At 47.8% G+C, this 15,417-nt stretch carries 14 protein-coding genes; 9 read left to right on the forward strand and 5 right to left on the reverse strand.

Annotation, left to right across the window (positions count from 1 at the left end; all coding sequences use genetic code 11):
* Window positions 1-681: 681 nt before the first annotated feature.
* The 3 genes from EQP46_RS05585 (at window position 682) to EQP46_RS05595 (ending at window position 2,326) form a co-directional block, all read left to right on the forward strand.
* Window positions 682-1,551 carry an aldo/keto reductase gene (locus EQP46_RS05585; RefSeq protein ID WP_129492707.1) on the forward strand — a complete coding sequence of 290 codons (870 nt, stop codon included), beginning with the start codon at window positions 682-684 and terminating at the stop codon, window positions 1,549-1,551.
* Window positions 1,552-1,697: 146 nt separating this feature from the next.
* On the forward strand, window positions 1,698-2,021 hold the full coding sequence (locus tag EQP46_RS05590) for a hypothetical protein (RefSeq protein ID WP_129492708.1): 324 nt from the start codon (window positions 1,698-1,700) through the stop codon (window positions 2,019-2,021).
* Between the two features lie 68 nt (window positions 2,022-2,089).
* Complete coding sequence (locus EQP46_RS05595) at window positions 2,090-2,326, forward strand: putative periplasmic lipoprotein (protein ID WP_017013503.1); 237 nt, start codon at window positions 2,090-2,092, stop codon at window positions 2,324-2,326.
* A 106-nt stretch (window positions 2,327-2,432) separates the two neighbouring features.
* Here EQP46_RS05595 and EQP46_RS05600 read toward each other — a convergent pair whose 3' ends face one another.
* Together EQP46_RS05600 and cra are read right to left on the reverse strand one after the other, a co-directional pair.
* Entirely contained in the window at window positions 2,433-2,648 is a 216-nt protein-coding gene (locus EQP46_RS05600) for a TIGR02450 family Trp-rich protein (protein WP_129492709.1), read from the reverse strand.
* Window positions 2,649-2,738: 90 nt separating this feature from the next.
* On the reverse strand, window positions 2,739-3,719 hold the full coding sequence (gene cra, locus EQP46_RS05605; RefSeq protein WP_129492710.1) for a catabolite repressor/activator: 981 nt from the start codon (window positions 3,717-3,719) through the stop codon (window positions 2,739-2,741).
* Window positions 3,720-4,011: 292 nt separating this feature from the next.
* Here cra and fruB point away from each other — a divergent pair, with 292 nt between their 5' ends.
* From fruB to fruA, 3 genes are read left to right on the forward strand one after another with little or no spacing between them, the layout of a single operon-like run.
* A complete protein-coding gene (gene fruB / locus EQP46_RS05610) occupies window positions 4,012-5,127 on the forward strand; it encodes a fused PTS fructose transporter subunit IIA/HPr protein (RefSeq protein WP_129492711.1) in 1,116 nt (371 codons plus the stop codon).
* A 3-nt stretch (window positions 5,128-5,130) separates the two neighbouring features.
* On the forward strand, window positions 5,131-6,090 hold the full coding sequence (pfkB, locus tag EQP46_RS05615; protein ID WP_129492712.1) for a 1-phosphofructokinase: 960 nt from the start codon (window positions 5,131-5,133) through the stop codon (window positions 6,088-6,090).
* 5 nt (window positions 6,091-6,095) lie between these two features.
* Window positions 6,096-7,829, forward strand: coding sequence for a PTS fructose transporter subunit IIBC (gene fruA, locus EQP46_RS05620; RefSeq protein WP_167482751.1), 1,734 nt, complete (start codon window positions 6,096-6,098; stop codon window positions 7,827-7,829).
* An 85-nt stretch (window positions 7,830-7,914) separates the two neighbouring features.
* On the opposite strand, the gene EQP46_RS05625 is transcribed toward fruA, so the two are convergent.
* The 3 genes from EQP46_RS05625 to EQP46_RS05635 form a co-directional block, all read right to left on the reverse strand.
* On the reverse strand, window positions 7,915-8,376 hold the full coding sequence (locus EQP46_RS05625; RefSeq protein WP_129492714.1) for a hypothetical protein: 462 nt from the start codon (window positions 8,374-8,376) through the stop codon (window positions 7,915-7,917).
* Window positions 8,377-8,477: 101 nt separating this feature from the next.
* Window positions 8,478-9,167 carry a DUF3334 family protein gene (locus tag EQP46_RS05630; protein WP_129492715.1) on the reverse strand — a complete coding sequence of 230 codons (690 nt, stop codon included), beginning with the start codon at window positions 9,165-9,167 and terminating at the stop codon, window positions 8,478-8,480.
* Window positions 9,168-9,245: 78 nt separating this feature from the next.
* Window positions 9,246-12,632 carry an ATP-binding protein gene (locus EQP46_RS05635; RefSeq protein WP_129492716.1) on the reverse strand — a complete coding sequence of 1,129 codons (3,387 nt, stop codon included), beginning with the start codon at window positions 12,630-12,632 and terminating at the stop codon, window positions 9,246-9,248.
* A gap of 294 nt (window positions 12,633-12,926) precedes the next feature.
* Between EQP46_RS05635 and EQP46_RS05640 the strand changes: the two genes are divergently transcribed.
* The 3 genes from EQP46_RS05640 to nagK all read left to right on the forward strand — a co-directional run bounded on the left by EQP46_RS05640 (window position 12,927) and on the right by nagK (window position 15,245).
* A complete protein-coding gene (locus EQP46_RS05640) occupies window positions 12,927-13,271 on the forward strand; it encodes a DUF3802 family protein (protein WP_129492717.1) in 345 nt (114 codons plus the stop codon).
* 157 nt (window positions 13,272-13,428) lie between these two features.
* Window positions 13,429-14,157 (forward strand): tRNA-uridine aminocarboxypropyltransferase, encoded by a 729-nt coding sequence (locus EQP46_RS05645; RefSeq protein WP_129492718.1) that lies wholly within the window; start codon window positions 13,429-13,431, stop codon window positions 14,155-14,157.
* 176 nt (window positions 14,158-14,333) lie between these two features.
* The gene (gene nagK, locus EQP46_RS05650; RefSeq protein ID WP_129492719.1) at window positions 14,334-15,245 is read left to right on the forward strand and encodes an N-acetylglucosamine kinase; all 912 of its coding nucleotides are present in this window, start codon (window positions 14,334-14,336) and stop codon (window positions 15,243-15,245) included.
* The last annotated feature ends 172 nt before the right edge of the window (window positions 15,246-15,417 follow it).

Raw genomic sequence — 15,417 nt, forward strand, 5'->3', positions numbered from 1 at the left:
TAGGATCGTATAAATACACAGACATTACTGTGATTGCGTGTTCGGCAAGATTTGCTAAAGCGAAGAAAGCGCTTGCCGCACTGCAGAGTAATGATGCCATTTGAACGGAAAAAATTTCTCTCACAGACGAAACACCCAGAAAGAGCAGGGATAATCGATGGTTTTTACATCAATAGGGTTAATCGTTTTTTCATCGGTTTATCATTCTTTTATGTGTAGGTGTTTATGGTAATACGAGTTTATTGGGCGATATTTCTCCCAAAATAACGCTAGTTGGCGATTTAAAAGCAAGAATTGAAATCTTGTTACATCTAAGGGACTGAGTGCATATTGCGCTTTGAAATATTCTGAAACATTCCGTGCAAAATTTGATGAAAGTAAAATTTGATACTTTTCTGAGAGTTATATAAGCAATGCCTAAAGTAAAGCGGAAGGTTTCCACATCTATGCGCCCATAAAGGCATGACAAGGCAAAGTGCCTCTAAACCGGAAATAAGGCCTAAAGAGAAAAATCTGTGATCTTACACGTCTAAAAGACTGAGGTTTTTATGAATGCGAATCCGAATCGTTGTTGTAAATACCTAGCCTGACTATGGTTAATGAGAGAGTTAACAACAATGCAACATTGTCGGCACAAGCGGGCATGTTCGCTTCGTTAGGCAGATAAACATAGGTGAATTCATGCTCCCAGTGATTTTAGGCACAGCGAAATTTGGCACCTACACAGATAAAGCGCATAGCTTTGACGTGTTAAACCAGTTCACCGCATTGGGAGGGAAACGCATTGATACCGCAAACAATTACGCCTGCTGGCATCCTGAAGGTAAAGGGGGAGAAAGCGAAGCCATTCTTGGAGAATGGATTGCAGAGCAGAATAGAGACTGTATTGAAGTCATGACCAAAATTGGCGCACAATCGGTCGATGGGTTTACTTACGATCAACTTGATGGCTTAGCGCCTGACAACATACTTCGCTCCATAGATGAAAGCCTAACGCGTTTGCAAACCGACCATGTGGATGTACTTTATGCGCATGTTGATGACGTAAATACGCCGCTACTTGACACATGGAAAACACTTTCAAGCTTGGTTGAGCAGGGGACAGTAAAGCGTTTAGGTATTTCTAACTACCAAGAACCGCGCGTGCTTGAGTTGGCCAATGTGATCGTTGAAAACGACCTTGCACCTATCTCCCACGCACAATTCCGTTACACCTTACTTTCTCCCAATATCACAGCGAATTTCTCGCCGCAGATCGTGATGACAGAGCATCTATTCGGCACATTGAAACATCTTGATGTAAGGCCTGAGATCATTGGGTATAGCCCTTTGCTAGATGGGTGTTATGAAGGTTCTGCTGATGAATTACCTGAAACGTATGACAATCTCTTAAACTGTATGCTCGTGGAGCAACTGCAAGAACAAGCCAGCGCAATGGGAATGACCACATCCGCTTGGGTGCTTAAAGTTATCCACGACTACGGGATAACACCCGTTACTGCCGCCTCACATCCTGATAGACTCAAGACCAATCTCTTCGCCTTTCTTTAAAATGGCACTTCGAGCAAAGCCAAGTGTCTAAAAAGTGACCTTGTATTGGCTGATTGGGTATACATCATAGGTTTAGCTTGTGCTAACGTAGTAAGTGTAAAGTTTGAAACTGTTGTAACCCTTAACCAAAACATGGATACATTTGAATGATTAAGCCAATGGTTGCCATCGGGCTGGTTTCTTTGCTTGCCGCGTGTTCATCCTCTCCAGACCCTATGGATGAGCGTATAGAAGCCGCCATTAAACTTTGTCAAAGTGACAGCGCAAAGGCCTTTTCCAATACTGTTGATGGGCTGCGCGTCATGTGTCACAGCGGCAGTTCGTACATTATTCGTGGTGACATCTCGTTGGATCAGATTGTAGAACTTGACCGTGTTTACTGCTCAAGCATGGGGATCCGAGACTTCGTGTCCACGAAAGATGAAGAGATTAAGCTGTCTTGCAATGATGGCTCAAACTACGTTCTATGATGCCCTGTTCTATCGAATGACCAAGCAAACAGCATTTTAAAAACCAATTACTAAAAGCGAGCACAACAATGAAAAAACTACTTATATCGCTGTTCTCCGTTGTCGTCATGGCGGGCTGTTCATCCCTAGAAACGGCAGAATCCATGCCTAACCCCGATCAACGCGTTGTCGATAATCGTCTCAATATTTCAACGGATCTGAACGCAACCTACTGTGAAGGCAAAGGCTTTGAGAAATACTTAGAACGTGAGAAATATTATACATTTACGTGTAAAGACGGTGCGTTTTTCAACATCGCAAAGTGATGCAGAGAAGCTAAAAAGTTTTAATGTGATTTAAAAAAACGCTGACTTCGGTCGGCGTTTTTTTGTTTTGATGCTCTATGTTTGTAGCTAAACCCATGCAGAACAGTCACTTCCAACCCTGCATCCATTTCTCTTTGTTTTTAAGTTCAGTCCAATCGATAGGGTATTGGTTCTTCGAAAGGATAGCTTCCAAGTAGCAGGACACCACAACGCCTTCTTCATCAAACTCGATGTCAGAGACGAGGAAATGTTTCTCTCGGTTCTTAGGTGTTACTGCCGTCCATTTGCTGTTGCGAAGCTTGGTTGGGTTAATCCGGTTCACGCGTTCTCCTACATGACAGTCATTTCTAGTTAATAGAAGAAGTTACGGCGATTTCTGATTTTCAGTTCATCTAGGTGTCAACGCAATGGGTTATTCACGCCATTTGGGTTTACGCGGCACGACTTCAACACCACATTGATAGCGTTTTGCAATGGCATTCAACGTCAGTTCCAGCGCGTGCTCGCTGATGAGTTCAAATTGCTGCGGTAAGGAATGCACTTTCAGCGGAAGAAAGTCCAACATGCGGTTGTCACCGAAGGTTGCGAACTGCATCTTTTGTCCGATTTCAGGGTGCACCAACAATGCATCAAGCACGCCTTCAAACAGTGTGTATGACGTCGTGAGAATGGCATCTGGCAGCAATCCCATTTTGTACCAGTCAATGACGATGCGTTTTCCTTCTTCTTGCGAGAAGTGATCACCGTAAGCCACTTGAGTCAGCACATTGCCTTTTCGTGCGGCGGAGAGAAAGCCTTGCTCGCGTTCTTTTGACACGCCTAACTCAGGCACAGCCCCTACGAGCCCGACGGATGCAACGTCGTTGTCGATAAGCTTTTCAGTCAAAGAGAAAGCGCCGTCAAGATCTTCGCTGATCACACTGGCAAAGGTTTCGTCGTCTAATGCACGGTCAATGGCGATGACAGGTGTGCCTGATGCTTGGATGGATGGATAGAACTGTGTATCGGCGGGCAGGGCTGTGGCTACAATCAGGGCGTCTATTTTTCGGCTTACTAAGGTATTCACTACCTGCATTTCGGTTTCAGGATCGTCATCTGAGCAACTGATGATGACCTGGTAGCCTGCTTGACGCGCATTACGTTCGAGCAACTTGGCGATTTTGGCGTAGCTGGTGTTTTCGAGGTCTGGGATCACCAAACCGAAAGATCGGCTGGTGCCTGCGCGAAGGGCGCTCGCGGCGTGGTCTGGGCGGTAATTGTGTTGATTAACCACTTCCATGACTTTCTGTTGCGTGCGTTCACTGATGCGATATTTCGCTGACTTTCCATTAATCACATAGCTTGCAGTGGTTCTCGACACACCGGCTAAGCGCGCAATTTCATCTAACTTCATTCGATGACGATCCTTGTTCTGTGCGCGTGATCATAAAATGCGCTAAGGAAGATTAAGACTCTTTGCATTATAGGCTGAATGGATTCAGCATTAAAGCTGAAAGGTTTCAGCAAGCTTTGAAAATGTGCGAGAAACCTATTTTTTCGATTGAAAGCTGAAACGATTCAGCTAGCGCGTTCAGCTTAGCGTTAAAGCGAAATCTCAATCGAAAAGACGGTCGCTGAAACCAATCAGTAACCACGACAACGAATTCGAAAGGGCAGATAGTGCTGCCCAAGGTTGAGGAAAGAACATGTTGGAACTGACCACGCAAGACATCCTTTTAGGAAAGCATGCCAGCAGCAAAGAAGAGGCGATAAAGCATATCGCGACCGATCTCGTGTCCAAAGGCCTTGTTGCTGAAGGTTACGAACGTGGCATGTTGGCGCGTGAGCAACAAAACTCGACGTTTCTTGGTAACGGTATAGCCATTCCTCATGGCACGACAGATACCCGTGACTTAGTAAAGCAAACCGGTGTGCAGATTCACCATTTCGCCAATGGCGTTGATTGGGGAGATGGTAACACCGCATTTCTGGCCATTGGTATTGCGGCTACGTCTGATGAACACCTTGGCATCTTGAAACAACTGACGCATGTGCTGTCGAGCGAGGGTGTTGAAGACGCGCTGAAAAAAGCAGAGAGCGCTGAGCAAGTGTTGGCGGTGTTAAAAGGTGAAAACCAACAACCCCTGCTGTTTGATGAATCGTGCGTGACGCTGCATTTTCCTGTCTCGGAATTAACCTCAATGAGTGCAGTGTGTGCAGGAAAACTTAAGAACGCGAACGCGGTGAACAATGCATTTGTCGCAGACCTCGTTGCGAAAGCACCAACGCATATTGGTCAGGGCTTGTGGGTGACATCTTCAGCAATGGGCGTGAATCAAACCGCGCTGGCTTTGGTCACGGTCGAACGTGAGTTTTATCAAGATGGACACCCAGTGAAAGGCTTACTGACGGTGGCAGGTAAGGGCGCTGAATACGTTGAAGCACTCAATAATGTGACCCACTTGCTTGCGAACAACACGCTAGGAGAGGTGTTCAATGCCTCTGCAGCGGATGCCGTGAAACTGCTGCTCGAAGTGCGTCAGTCGGGTTTGAGTGCCACCTTCAAAATCAAAAATGCTCACGGATTACATGCGCGTCCAGGGGCGTTATTGGTGAGTGTGGCGAAGAAGTTTGATTCGCAAATTTGGGTGACGAACGTGACCGCGGAAGGTAAACAAGTGAATGCGAAAAGCTTGATGAAAGTGATCGCACTAGGCGTGAAACAAGGCCATGAATTGGAATTCGTTGCAGAAGGTGCGGATGCCGAACAGGCGTTAGATGCTATCGGCGCGGCGATTTCTAATGGTTTGGGTGAGGGGTAAGTCATGAGCACTTTAAATGTCGTCACAGTGACGCTAAATCCGGCGCTTGATATGACAGGCGCGATGGGTGAACTCAACGCCGGTAGCGTTAACTTGATTTCATCTTCAAACCTGAACCCTGGTGGCAAGGGCATTAACGTTGCAAAGGTGCTGGCTGACCTCGGTGCAAATGTCACCGTGACAGGGTTCTTGGGGGATGAAAACCAAGATCCGTTTGTACATCTGTTTGAACAGCAGGCGATCACCGACAAATTTGTCCGCGTCGCTGGTGCGTCTCGCATTAACGTGAAGTTGGTTGAAGAGAGTGGCCGTGTCACCGATTTGAATTTCCCCGGTGTAGAAGTCAGCGAGAAAGACGTCTCAGTGTTTGAAGCTACCTTGTTTTCGTTAGCGGATACACACGATGTGTTTGTGATTGCAGGCAGTTTACCGCGCGGCATAACGCCAGACACCTTGAAGGGCTGGATCCTTGCTCTGCGCGAGCAAGGTAAGAAGGTCTTCTTCGATAGCAGCAATGCTGCGTTAACCGAAGGGCTTAAAGCCGGCCCGTGGCTAATCAAACCTAACGATGAAGAGCTGTCGCAGTGGGCAGGCCAAGTGCTGACATCACAACTCGCGTTGATGCAAACCGGTGAAGCACTTGCAGAAACTGGCATTCAAAACGTGGTGATCTCGCGCGGGGCTGACGGCGTGCTTTGGTTTGCCAACGGTGAGTGGCTTCAAAGCCAGCCGCCAAAAATGCAGGTGGTGAGTACTGTCGGTGCGGGCGATACCCTCGTAGCAGGCATGTGCTGGGGCGAATTGAACCAATGGCCGCGTGAACAAACCCTTGGCTTTGCAACCGCGCTCTCTGCACTGGCAGTGACACAAGTGAATGTGGGCATCGAGAACATGAATGACGTTGACGCTCTGAAAGCTCAGGTCAGCGTGAAGCATATTACCAACGAAAAAGAACAGGGATAATGCAGATGAAAGCAGTCATCATTACAGCTTGCCCGAGCGGTATAGCGAATACCATCATTGCAGCAGGTTTGCTTGAGAAAGCCGCCTCAGCGTTAAAGTGGCCCGTTTCTATCGAGTGCCAAACGCGCGTTAAAGCCGTTGAAAAGGCGTCGTTGGAAACTATCGACAACGCAGAGTTCATCCTTGCAGTGGGTCCCGTTGCTGATATGGCGCGCTTTGCAGGTAAGAAGGTGTATCAAGCATCGGTAGACGCTGTTTATCAAGATGCTGCCGCACTGTTGGAAACTGCCGCATCAAATGCGACACCTTATGTGCACACGGAAGTCAGCACGGAATCTGTCACTTCTGCACAAAAGCGTATTGTTGGTATCACGGCATGTCCTACGGGTGTTGCTCACACCTTCATGGCAGCAGAAGCGCTGGATGAAGAAGCACGTGCGCAAGGCATGTGGGTGAAAATTGAAACCCGTGGCTCTGTGGGGGCGAAAAACCAGTTAACCGCAGAAGAGATTGCGGAAGCAGACTTAGTGTTCATCGGCGCTGATATTGAAATCGACATGGCACGTTTTGACGGCAAACGCGTTTACCGTACGAGCACGGGTGCTGCTTTGAAGAAAACCAAGCAAGAATTGGCCGCCGCTTTTGAACAGGCGGAAATATATAAGCACGGCGGCGCGAAATCTGAGCAAGGCAACAAGCAAGAGCGCACAGGTGCTTACAAACACCTCATGACGGGCGTTTCCCACATGCTGCCATTGGTTGTGGCGGGTGGGTTGTGTATTGCACTGTCGTTCGTCTTCGGCATCGAGGCATTTAAAGAAGAAGGCACATTAGCTGCCGCACTGATGGAAATCGGCGGTGCGAGTGCATTTGCGTTGATGGTCCCTGTGCTGGCGGGCTTTATTGCTTTCTCGATTGCTGATCGTCCGGGCCTTGCGCCAGGTCTTATTGGCGGTATGTTAGCAAGCTCAACAGGTGCAGGTTTCCTTGGCGGTATTGTGGCGGGCTTCCTGGCGGGCTACACCGCGAAGTTCATTACCGACAAGTTAGTGCTGCCAGACTCCATGTCTGCATTGAAACCGATTCTGATCATTCCTTTGCTGGCGAGTTTGGTGACGGGGTTAGTGATGATTTTCGTGGTGGGTGGCCCAGTGGCTGGCATCATGAACAGCCTTACCGCGTTCTTGAATAGCATGGGCTCAACCAATGCTGTATTGCTGGGTGTGATCCTCGGTGCAATGATGTGTTTTGACTTGGGTGGCCCTGTTAACAAAGCCGCATATACCTTTGGTGTTGGTCTATTGGCCTCTTCTACGTACACGCCGATGGCGGCAGTCATGGCGGCGGGTATGGTGCCTGCGATGGGCATGGGCTTAGCAACATTATTGGCACAACGTAAATTTAACCCTCAAGAGCGCGAAGCGGGTAAGGCGTCGTTTGTTCTTGGTCTGTGTTTTATCTCTGAAGGTGCGATTCCGTTTGCAGCGCGCGATCCAATGCGTGTTATCCCTGCATGTATGACGGGTGGTGCGTTAACGGGTGCACTGTCTATGCTGATTGGTGCGAAACTGATGGCGCCTCACGGCGGTATGTTTGTGCTCTTTATTCCGAATGCCATCACGCCCGTGTTCTTGTATGTAGGCGCGATTCTGGCCGGTACATTGGTGACGGGCTTCTTGTACGCGGCACTGAAACAATCGGAAACCACGACTGAAAACAAGGTTGCGCAGACGGCATAAACACTGAGCAGTGAGCGCGTAATCTCTTGCCGAATAGATAATAAAAAACCGACCTCGTGGTCGGTTTTTTGCTGTCGGTTAAAGGCTAAATACCTTGAGCCAAATGCAGGTTCCGTTCATTTTGGCCAAGCATGAAAGAGATATGAAGCTCAACCAATTGTTCGCTCTCTCGCAGCCAACTGTCCTCGCCTTGGTGTTGGCAAAACTCCATCATGGTAACGATGCATTGATCGAGCTTTTTGAGGCTCCACCGTTTCACGTCACTTTCCGCTTGCGTGTCGGATGCGAGTGCTTGTAGCTTTGCATAACAAAACTGCATGTAGCTGTAAGCATCATCGGCGCGGTCGGTATGTTGGTAGTGTCGCTGCAGGAGGTTGCAGGCATCGACAAAATACGCGATGGCATCGCTCTTTTCCTGCGTGATTGGTGAAGAGAAAAGGGTGGTTGGAGTAGCAGACAAAAGGTTCGCGAGGGAATCAAACTGTCGCGTTTCTTTGTTTTCATACCATTGCTGTATGCTCTCAAACCACATATCAAGACGTTCCATGTTTGTGTCTCCCAATCATGTGTTTGAAATGGCGTATTGCGCAGTCACTGTGCGGTTTGAAACAGTAGAATGGCGGTCGAAACCGCCTTCCTCATGCTGCCTTATATGCCGAGATCATCCATCAATGAGTTGGAATCAGAGGCTGCGGCTTTTTTCTTTTTCGAGGCGTCTTTGCCTTCGAGCTGCTTGAGAATTTCGGTTTCAAGGATCGCGTCAGGGTTAACTTCTTCGCCTTCTTCGAACTCTTCAAGTTGGATAAACTCCGTGCGTTCCATTGAAAGCTCAAGATAGAAGATGTTGTGATCTTCGGTATCAAAGCTCACACGGCGCGCTTGAGGGCGTTCAATGTTGCTGTCGACGGTGACATTGATGTTCTTATTGATTGCCATCATCTTAGGCTGGTTTTGCGTGATATTTGTGTGCAGAGAGCGTTTGATCTTGCCAGTAAAGTCACCGACGATTTGGTTCATGAGCTCGCCGAGCACATCCGCAACTTCATCAGAGGTATGCAGGGTGGCAAGTTCTTCTTTTGGGATGCCCATATGGGACATGTACTTGGTGTACAGCTCGAGTGCGGCTTTTGCATCAAAGTTGATGACGACGAGCCCTGAGAATCCTCCATCAAAGAGGACAAAACAGCCAAAGTCTGGCTTCAGGCTCGTCTTAGTGATCTTTTGCACCATTGCAGAATGGTGAACTTGAGAGTCGGTTGCTTTTGTTAATACTGCAGTAACGGACTGACAAAGCTTCAGCAGAATATCTTCCGTCGTGACGATTTTTGTTTTTCTCATAGTTAACCCACTTGATTTGTATGCGGAACATCCATACAAGTGTGGCACTAAATTGGTAAATCTGCTGAATTCTGGCCGTTATGAGGCCTTAATTTTGTCCTGTTGCAACGCTTCTGCCAAAAACTGACGCTTAATGTTAACTGCGTCTGCGCAAGCCAGCAGTTGTATCCCGACTTTCTTCACCAGCTCATCCACGTCGCCACTCTGTTCAGACGCTGCAATTTCCAATGCTTTGCAGGTGTCAGACAAGTCTCGCGCCCCGATGCTTCTGGACGAGGTTTTCAGCTTGTGTGCGGTGTCTTTGAGGGTGTTGTAATCATAAGGTGGCAACGCATTGGCCATTTCCTGAAGCTCTGGAATGCAGTGTTTCTGGAACTCACCGAGCACTTCGTCATACGTGGCTTTGTCTCCCCAGAAGAGTTTATTCAGCACACTGGGTTCAAGCTCCATTGGCGCCATGTCGCTGGTCTGTCTGTCACAGGTCGAGGCTGTGTTCGTTGGTGCCGTGTTTGCGTTAGGCGCAATCGGAGGCATGTTTTGTGAAGAATGCGTGTTCGGTTCATCGTGTTGAGCGAGAGATGTGTTCGATGGTGTTTGAGACTGGCCACCATCGACAATAGAGTCTGAATTGGCCATAGAGAGATGCTCATCAGTAGGGCGACTTTGCAGACGCCATTTGTTCAAGACTTTCTGAATCACGTCCATTTCTACCGGTTTTGCGATGAAATCATTCATGCCGGTTTCGATGCAACGCTCCGCTTCACCCACAAGGGCATTGGCGGTAAGCGCGATAATAGGGACGAATTCATTGCGTTCTTTTTGAATGACTCGAATCGATCGAGTCAGTTCGTAACCGTCCATGTTAGGCATGTGACAGTCAGTAATAACGAGGGTGAAAGGTTGTTGTCGATAGGCGCGAAGCGCGTCTTGACCGTCAGCAGTCATGACCACTTTGTAGCCGAGGTAGGTTAACTGCTTCTCTATCACGGTTTGGTTGGTGATGTTGTCTTCGGCGACCAACACGGTGCCACGGTGCTCAGAAACACGCTCTATAAAGGCTTCACGGCCTGAGGTGTCAACAACAGGGTAGTCGGGGCTTTCAAGGCCAATACAGATGCGTAATCCGCTGAGAAGTGTTGAAAGCTTCATAGGCGATGCATAAATTGCGAACACGTCTTTGCCTTCGTACCGATGAACGGGTAACGACATATCGAGTTCGAGGTATCGGATGTTGTTCGCTGCCGCAATGAAAGGCGCGGTCAGCTGCTTCGCCTGCGAGTAATCACGACAGATGATCACAAACTTGGTATCACCGCTGGTGGTGGTCAGTTTGTGCTGGTGGAGCATATCGAGTGAGACCGTTTGGTTGCGAATGTTCATGTTATCTAAATAGCTATCGATACTGGTCTTTAAAGGACCATTTTCAAGCGTATTGAGACACACAACATCGGTCAGTGTTTTAGCTGCTTCTGTAAGCAGTAACATGTTGCTGTCATCAGGGAGGTTGACTGTATTGCTGCGCGGCAGGGCAATATCCACGTAGAACGTAGAACCAATGCCTTCTTCACTGCGTGCATCAATACTGCCGCCGAGCAGCGAAATGATGTTTTTACTGATCGCGAGACCAAGGCCTGAGCCGCCATAGCGACGCGTGGTGGAATACTCGGCCTGTGTGAATGGTCTGAAAATGCTTTCCAGTTTATCGGCGCTGATACCGATGCCATTGTCTTTGATTTCGATGGAAATCGGCACGGCGCTTTTCCCTTTTTCATTGATGGTGTCTGCGCTGCTTTTTATCCAAACCTGCACTTCACCCACGTGAGGCTGACCACCTGAGAACTTTATGCCGTTACCGATCAAGTTAAACAGTATCTGTTTGATTCGTGTTGGGTCACCCAGTAGAGAGCTGGGAACCTGGGGGTCAACAAACAACATCAGTGATACGTTCTTTTCGTTGGCTTCTGTCGTGAGGTTGTCCATTACCTGTTCAGTAATATGACGAATAGAAAGGGGTACTTCATCAATCCGCATCTTTCCTGCTTCAATCCGTGAAAAATCGAGAATGTCATTAATTATAGACAGCAATGACAAGGCCGATTCACGAACTGTGTTAGCGACGCCTTTTTGCGTTGAATCGAGGTTCGAACGGCGGAGGATATCTATCATCCCGATCACGCCATTCATTGGGGTACGAATCTCATGGCTCATAGCCGCCAAGAACTGTGCTTTGGCTTTTGACGCTGATTCAGCTCGCTCTTTTTGGTAGAGCAATTGTTCTCTTGCTTGGTTGCGAGAAATGATGTGATCGCGGAATGAGCTGAGTGCGTGAGAAATCTGCCCAACTTCATCGGGGCGCTCTTTATAGAGGATAGGAATCTCGGTATTTCCATCGGACAGTTTCAGCATGGTGTCAGCCAACCGCGCGATAGGCTGTGTGACGCGTTTATAGATGTAGACCGTCAGCACGATGCTCACCAGTGTCATGATGCCAAACAAGGCAAAGAAAGACAGCTGATTGGTTTTAAGCACTTTATGTAGGCTTGCCATCGAGTTGGCGGCGCGGAAACTTGTTTCACGAGAGAATTCGGTGAGGGCAGTTTCGAGCACTTTGTATTCTTCGGTGCTGATGACTTTCAAAGACGCGATAGCTTGTTGTTTGCTGTAAGGATTGTAGCTGTCAAAGACACTTTCGATGCGGCTGTAAAAAGCTTGATAGATGATTGAGATATCTTGGAGTTTCTCTTTTTCACCTATGCTGCCCGCATTGGCTTGCAATAACGCGAGGTATTCTTGGAAGCTTTGCTTGTTGCGTTCGAAACGCTCTCGTTTGAAGGCTTCGCCGCTGAGGTAAAAGAAGAGCGAAGAGCGCATGTCATCGGTTTGCTCTCGAAGAAGCCACAGATAATGCTGGCGGTCTTCTTCACTCAACCCGCCATTCACATCGTCCTGAGAGGCGAGGGCGCTGATCTTTCGGTCAAGTTCGGTAACGATAGATGTTGAGATATACCTTTTTTCATCGAGTGCCCATGTTTCTCTCTTGGGGTTATATTGTTCGATCACTTCTGAACGAATATGCAGATACAGGGACTGATACACCTCTTCGATGCGCTGCAAATTCCCGTTATCGGGACCGTGAATCTTTTGCAACTCTTCAAGAGAGACTTCAAATTGATTCTTGTTTCGGTAGTACGTGTCCAAAGACGCGCTCGAGCCCAGTGCGTAACTGAGCATGCTTCTGTTCATTTCACCGGCGTAGCGCAACATGGAGACAGAAAGGAGGGCGCTCGGGATTTCTAATCGGCTGGTGTTTGTGGTGTCCGTACTGGCGTTGTCATGCATGACGTAGGTGGATACGGAGAGGAGCATTGCGGTGAGTGTCATTGCGGCCATGATCAGGCCTACTTTACCGACAATACTTTTTGAAAACGGGAATTGATTGGCCCGTTGGATGTTCTGCTCAGTCATCTCTTTTCCTTGCTGGCGAACCTTGCCCTTAGAAGTCTTTTCAGTGTGATTTTTCACTGAAATGGGTGAGAGGGTGGTTGCTCTTCGTTGTGTCTACTGACGCGTCGAGTTGCTGCTGGATGGCGATTAGGTCATTCAAAAAGATCAACTCGGTTTGGCATCATATACTTTAGTTGTTGCTATGCTGCTTAGTGCACATATGTTCCATAAAAGTGACATGCGACGAAGAAAAGATACCAATGCTTGTGCAAAGACAATAAAATTGCACGCACATTTGTTGTTCTGGAGGAAATAATGGTCGTTGAATCAGATGGATACGCTGCGTTGGTTGAGTATTTTGTTGAAAGTTTGAGCGTATTTTCTTCCAATGATGACAAGGTTGGATCTGAGACGATTGATGAACTTGTTCATGAGCTCGTTGCGTCGCAAATCATGATGATTTGTGAGCAAAACAAAGATATGCCACAGAAGCTTCGCTTCGAGGTGATGTCGGAGGCAGACAGAGTAGTCGATGACTTGGAAGAAATTCTGAGTTCTGTTTGGCACCAAAAGCCGACGTTTGCCCAGATCAACTTCCTTGATGAGTACGTTGGATTAGTGAAAAACCTGTTCGATTCCGTTGTTTCTGAATGTGCCTAGCGCCTTGTTCGATTTCTGTTAAACCTTTGCGCGACGAGCACACAATGCGCCAATAGGGCGCGAAGGGTAGCTCGGAAACCTTGTCTCTGGGTAGTTAGAGGTTGCACCTCTCAAATCCCCCATTAAAATGCGCCTTTACTCTTTTTAGGCGTATTCAATGAAACTCCACGCAATACACCGACTTTACGATGAACGTTTGGCACAATCGACCAAGCCTTTTCGCGCCCGTGGTGCAAGCGTTGAGCGTTGTCGTCACTGTATGGTGAATGCCCATCTTTGTATCTGCGCGCACAATGTCAGACGCGCATCCCATGCGGGATTTCTGCTGGTGATGTATGACGATGAAGTACTCAAGCCAAGCAATACTGGCCGTTTAATTGCTGATGCTGTTGAAGATACCTACGCCTACATTTGGTCGCGTACGTCACCCAATGAAGACATGCTGACCCTCATCAAAGACCCAAAGTGGCAGCCTTTTGTGATTTTTCCAGAACAATACGCGACACCAGAACGTGTGGTTAGCACGCCTGTGGTTTCGGAAGGCAAACGCCCGCTATTTATTTTAATAGATGGAACTTGGTCGGAAGCTAAGAAGATATTTAGAAAGAGTCCTTGGATGGATGCCTTGCCTGTGTTGAGTATTAAGGCAGACGATGCTTCTCGCTACAAAATGCGCGAAGCATGTGGCGAAGGGCAATTAGCGACGGCGGAAGTGGCTGCAAAAGTGCTTGCGCTGGCAGGTGATGCGAAAACTGCGGATTGTTTGGATGCATGGTTTGATGTGTTTAAAGAGCACTACTTAACGGGCAAAAAACAGCGTCAGCTACCCGTTCCAGGCGCACTGGATCGTTATAAAGACGTTGTTGCGCGCTGTGAAGTGGCATAATACGGTTATTCAGTTTTTCTGTGCGCAAGGGAATTGCGAGCAGCTTCTCAGTAGTGAGTTTTGGAAAGCCCGTATCTCGGGGTTATTTTGTTTTTAATCACATTCATAACCCTGTGAAATAGGGATAATTTCCTACATTACTGCAAAATATAAAATTTGGAACAATGGAGTAAAGGATGTATTACGGCTTTGACGTGGGTGGGACCAAAATTGAGTTTGGCGCTTTTGATAGTGATCTTAAGCGACAGGCAACAGAACGTGTGCCGACGCCGGGTGATGACTATGGACGTTTAATTGAGACGCTCGCTGAGCTGGTGGCTAAGTACGACGCGCAGTTTAATTGTGAAGGGTCGGTTGGCATCGGTATCCCTGGTATCGAAAAAGCAGAGGATGGCACTGTTCTTACTGTTAATGTCCCTGCAGCAAAAGGACGCACGTTACGTGCTGACCTTGAAGCAAAAATTGGCCGTAAGGTAGCGCTGAACAATGATGCAAACTGTTTTGCACTTTCTGAAGCGTGGGACGAATCTCTTCAAGGCGAAAAAGTGGTGCTGGGTCTTATCTTAGGCACTGGCTTTGGCGGTGGCATCGTCATCGACGGACAAGTCGTCTCAGGCAAAAACAATGTTGCTGGCGAGCTTGGCCACATGCGTATGCCAATTGATGCATGGCTTCACCTTGGTGAAAACGCACCCATTTTTGATTGTGGCTGTGAAAGCAAAGGCTGTATTGATAATTACTTGTCGGGCCGTGGTTTTGAAATGCTGTACGCGCATTATTACCAGACTGAAAAGAAAGCCATCGACATCATCACTGAGTATTATGATGGCGAAGAAAAAGCCGTTGCATTCGTAGACCGCTACATGGAAATGCTCGCCATGGTGTTTGCTGGTTTGTTTACAGGAATTGACCCAGATGTTGTCGCGTTGGGTGGTGGTTTATCTAATTTCGAATTGATCTATGAAGAAATGCCAAAACGCTTGCCAAAATACCTACTTTCGATCTCTAATCCTCCAAAGATCATCAAAGCGAAACATGGTGACTCTGGTGGCGTTCGTGGGGCTGCGTTCTTAAACATTAAGCGCTAATCCACACCAAAACGTCACCATTGTACGAAAAGCACTGAACGGATGTTCGGTGCTTTTTCGTTCGTAAGAAAGCCCATGACCAACCTCTCGCACAGATAGGCCTCTGCCTGGTGTGTGGAGACGGTTCGGTACACATAATAAATAGAGCTTCTTACCGTTCACTTTTCGTTTA

Origin of the sequence: Enterovibrio baiacu (genome assembly GCF_004120195.1) — a bacterium.
Classification (GTDB): domain Bacteria; phylum Pseudomonadota; class Gammaproteobacteria; order Enterobacterales; family Vibrionaceae; genus Enterovibrio; species Enterovibrio baiacui.

Excerpts from the sequence above, each read along its gene's own strand:
- EQP46_RS05585 (WP_129492707.1), top strand. The coding sequence starts at position 682 with ATGCTCCCAGTGATTTTAGGCACAGCGAAATTTGGCACCTACACAGAT.
- EQP46_RS05590 (WP_129492708.1), top strand. The coding sequence starts at position 1,698 with ATGATTAAGCCAATGGTTGCCATCGGGCTGGTTTCTTTGCTTGCCGCG.
- EQP46_RS05595 (WP_017013503.1), top strand. The coding sequence starts at position 2,090 with ATGAAAAAACTACTTATATCGCTGTTCTCCGTTGTCGTCATGGCGGGC.
- cra (WP_129492710.1), bottom strand. The coding sequence starts at position 3,719 with ATGAAGTTAGATGAAATTGCGCGCTTAGCCGGTGTGTCGAGAACCACT.
- fruB (WP_129492711.1), top strand. The coding sequence starts at position 4,012 with ATGTTGGAACTGACCACGCAAGACATCCTTTTAGGAAAGCATGCCAGC.
- pfkB (WP_129492712.1), top strand. The coding sequence starts at position 5,131 with ATGAGCACTTTAAATGTCGTCACAGTGACGCTAAATCCGGCGCTTGAT.
- fruA (WP_167482751.1), top strand. The coding sequence starts at position 6,096 with ATGAAAGCAGTCATCATTACAGCTTGCCCGAGCGGTATAGCGAATACC.
- EQP46_RS05625 (WP_129492714.1), bottom strand. The coding sequence starts at position 8,376 with ATGGAACGTCTTGATATGTGGTTTGAGAGCATACAGCAATGGTATGAA.
- EQP46_RS05630 (WP_129492715.1), bottom strand. The coding sequence starts at position 9,167 with ATGAGAAAAACAAAAATCGTCACGACGGAAGATATTCTGCTGAAGCTT.
- EQP46_RS05635 (WP_129492716.1), bottom strand. The coding sequence starts at position 12,632 with ATGACTGAGCAGAACATCCAACGGGCCAATCAATTCCCGTTTTCAAAA.
- EQP46_RS05640 (WP_129492717.1), top strand. The coding sequence starts at position 12,927 with ATGGTCGTTGAATCAGATGGATACGCTGCGTTGGTTGAGTATTTTGTT.
- EQP46_RS05645 (WP_129492718.1), top strand. The coding sequence starts at position 13,429 with ATGAAACTCCACGCAATACACCGACTTTACGATGAACGTTTGGCACAA.
- nagK (WP_129492719.1), top strand. The coding sequence starts at position 14,334 with ATGTATTACGGCTTTGACGTGGGTGGGACCAAAATTGAGTTTGGCGCT.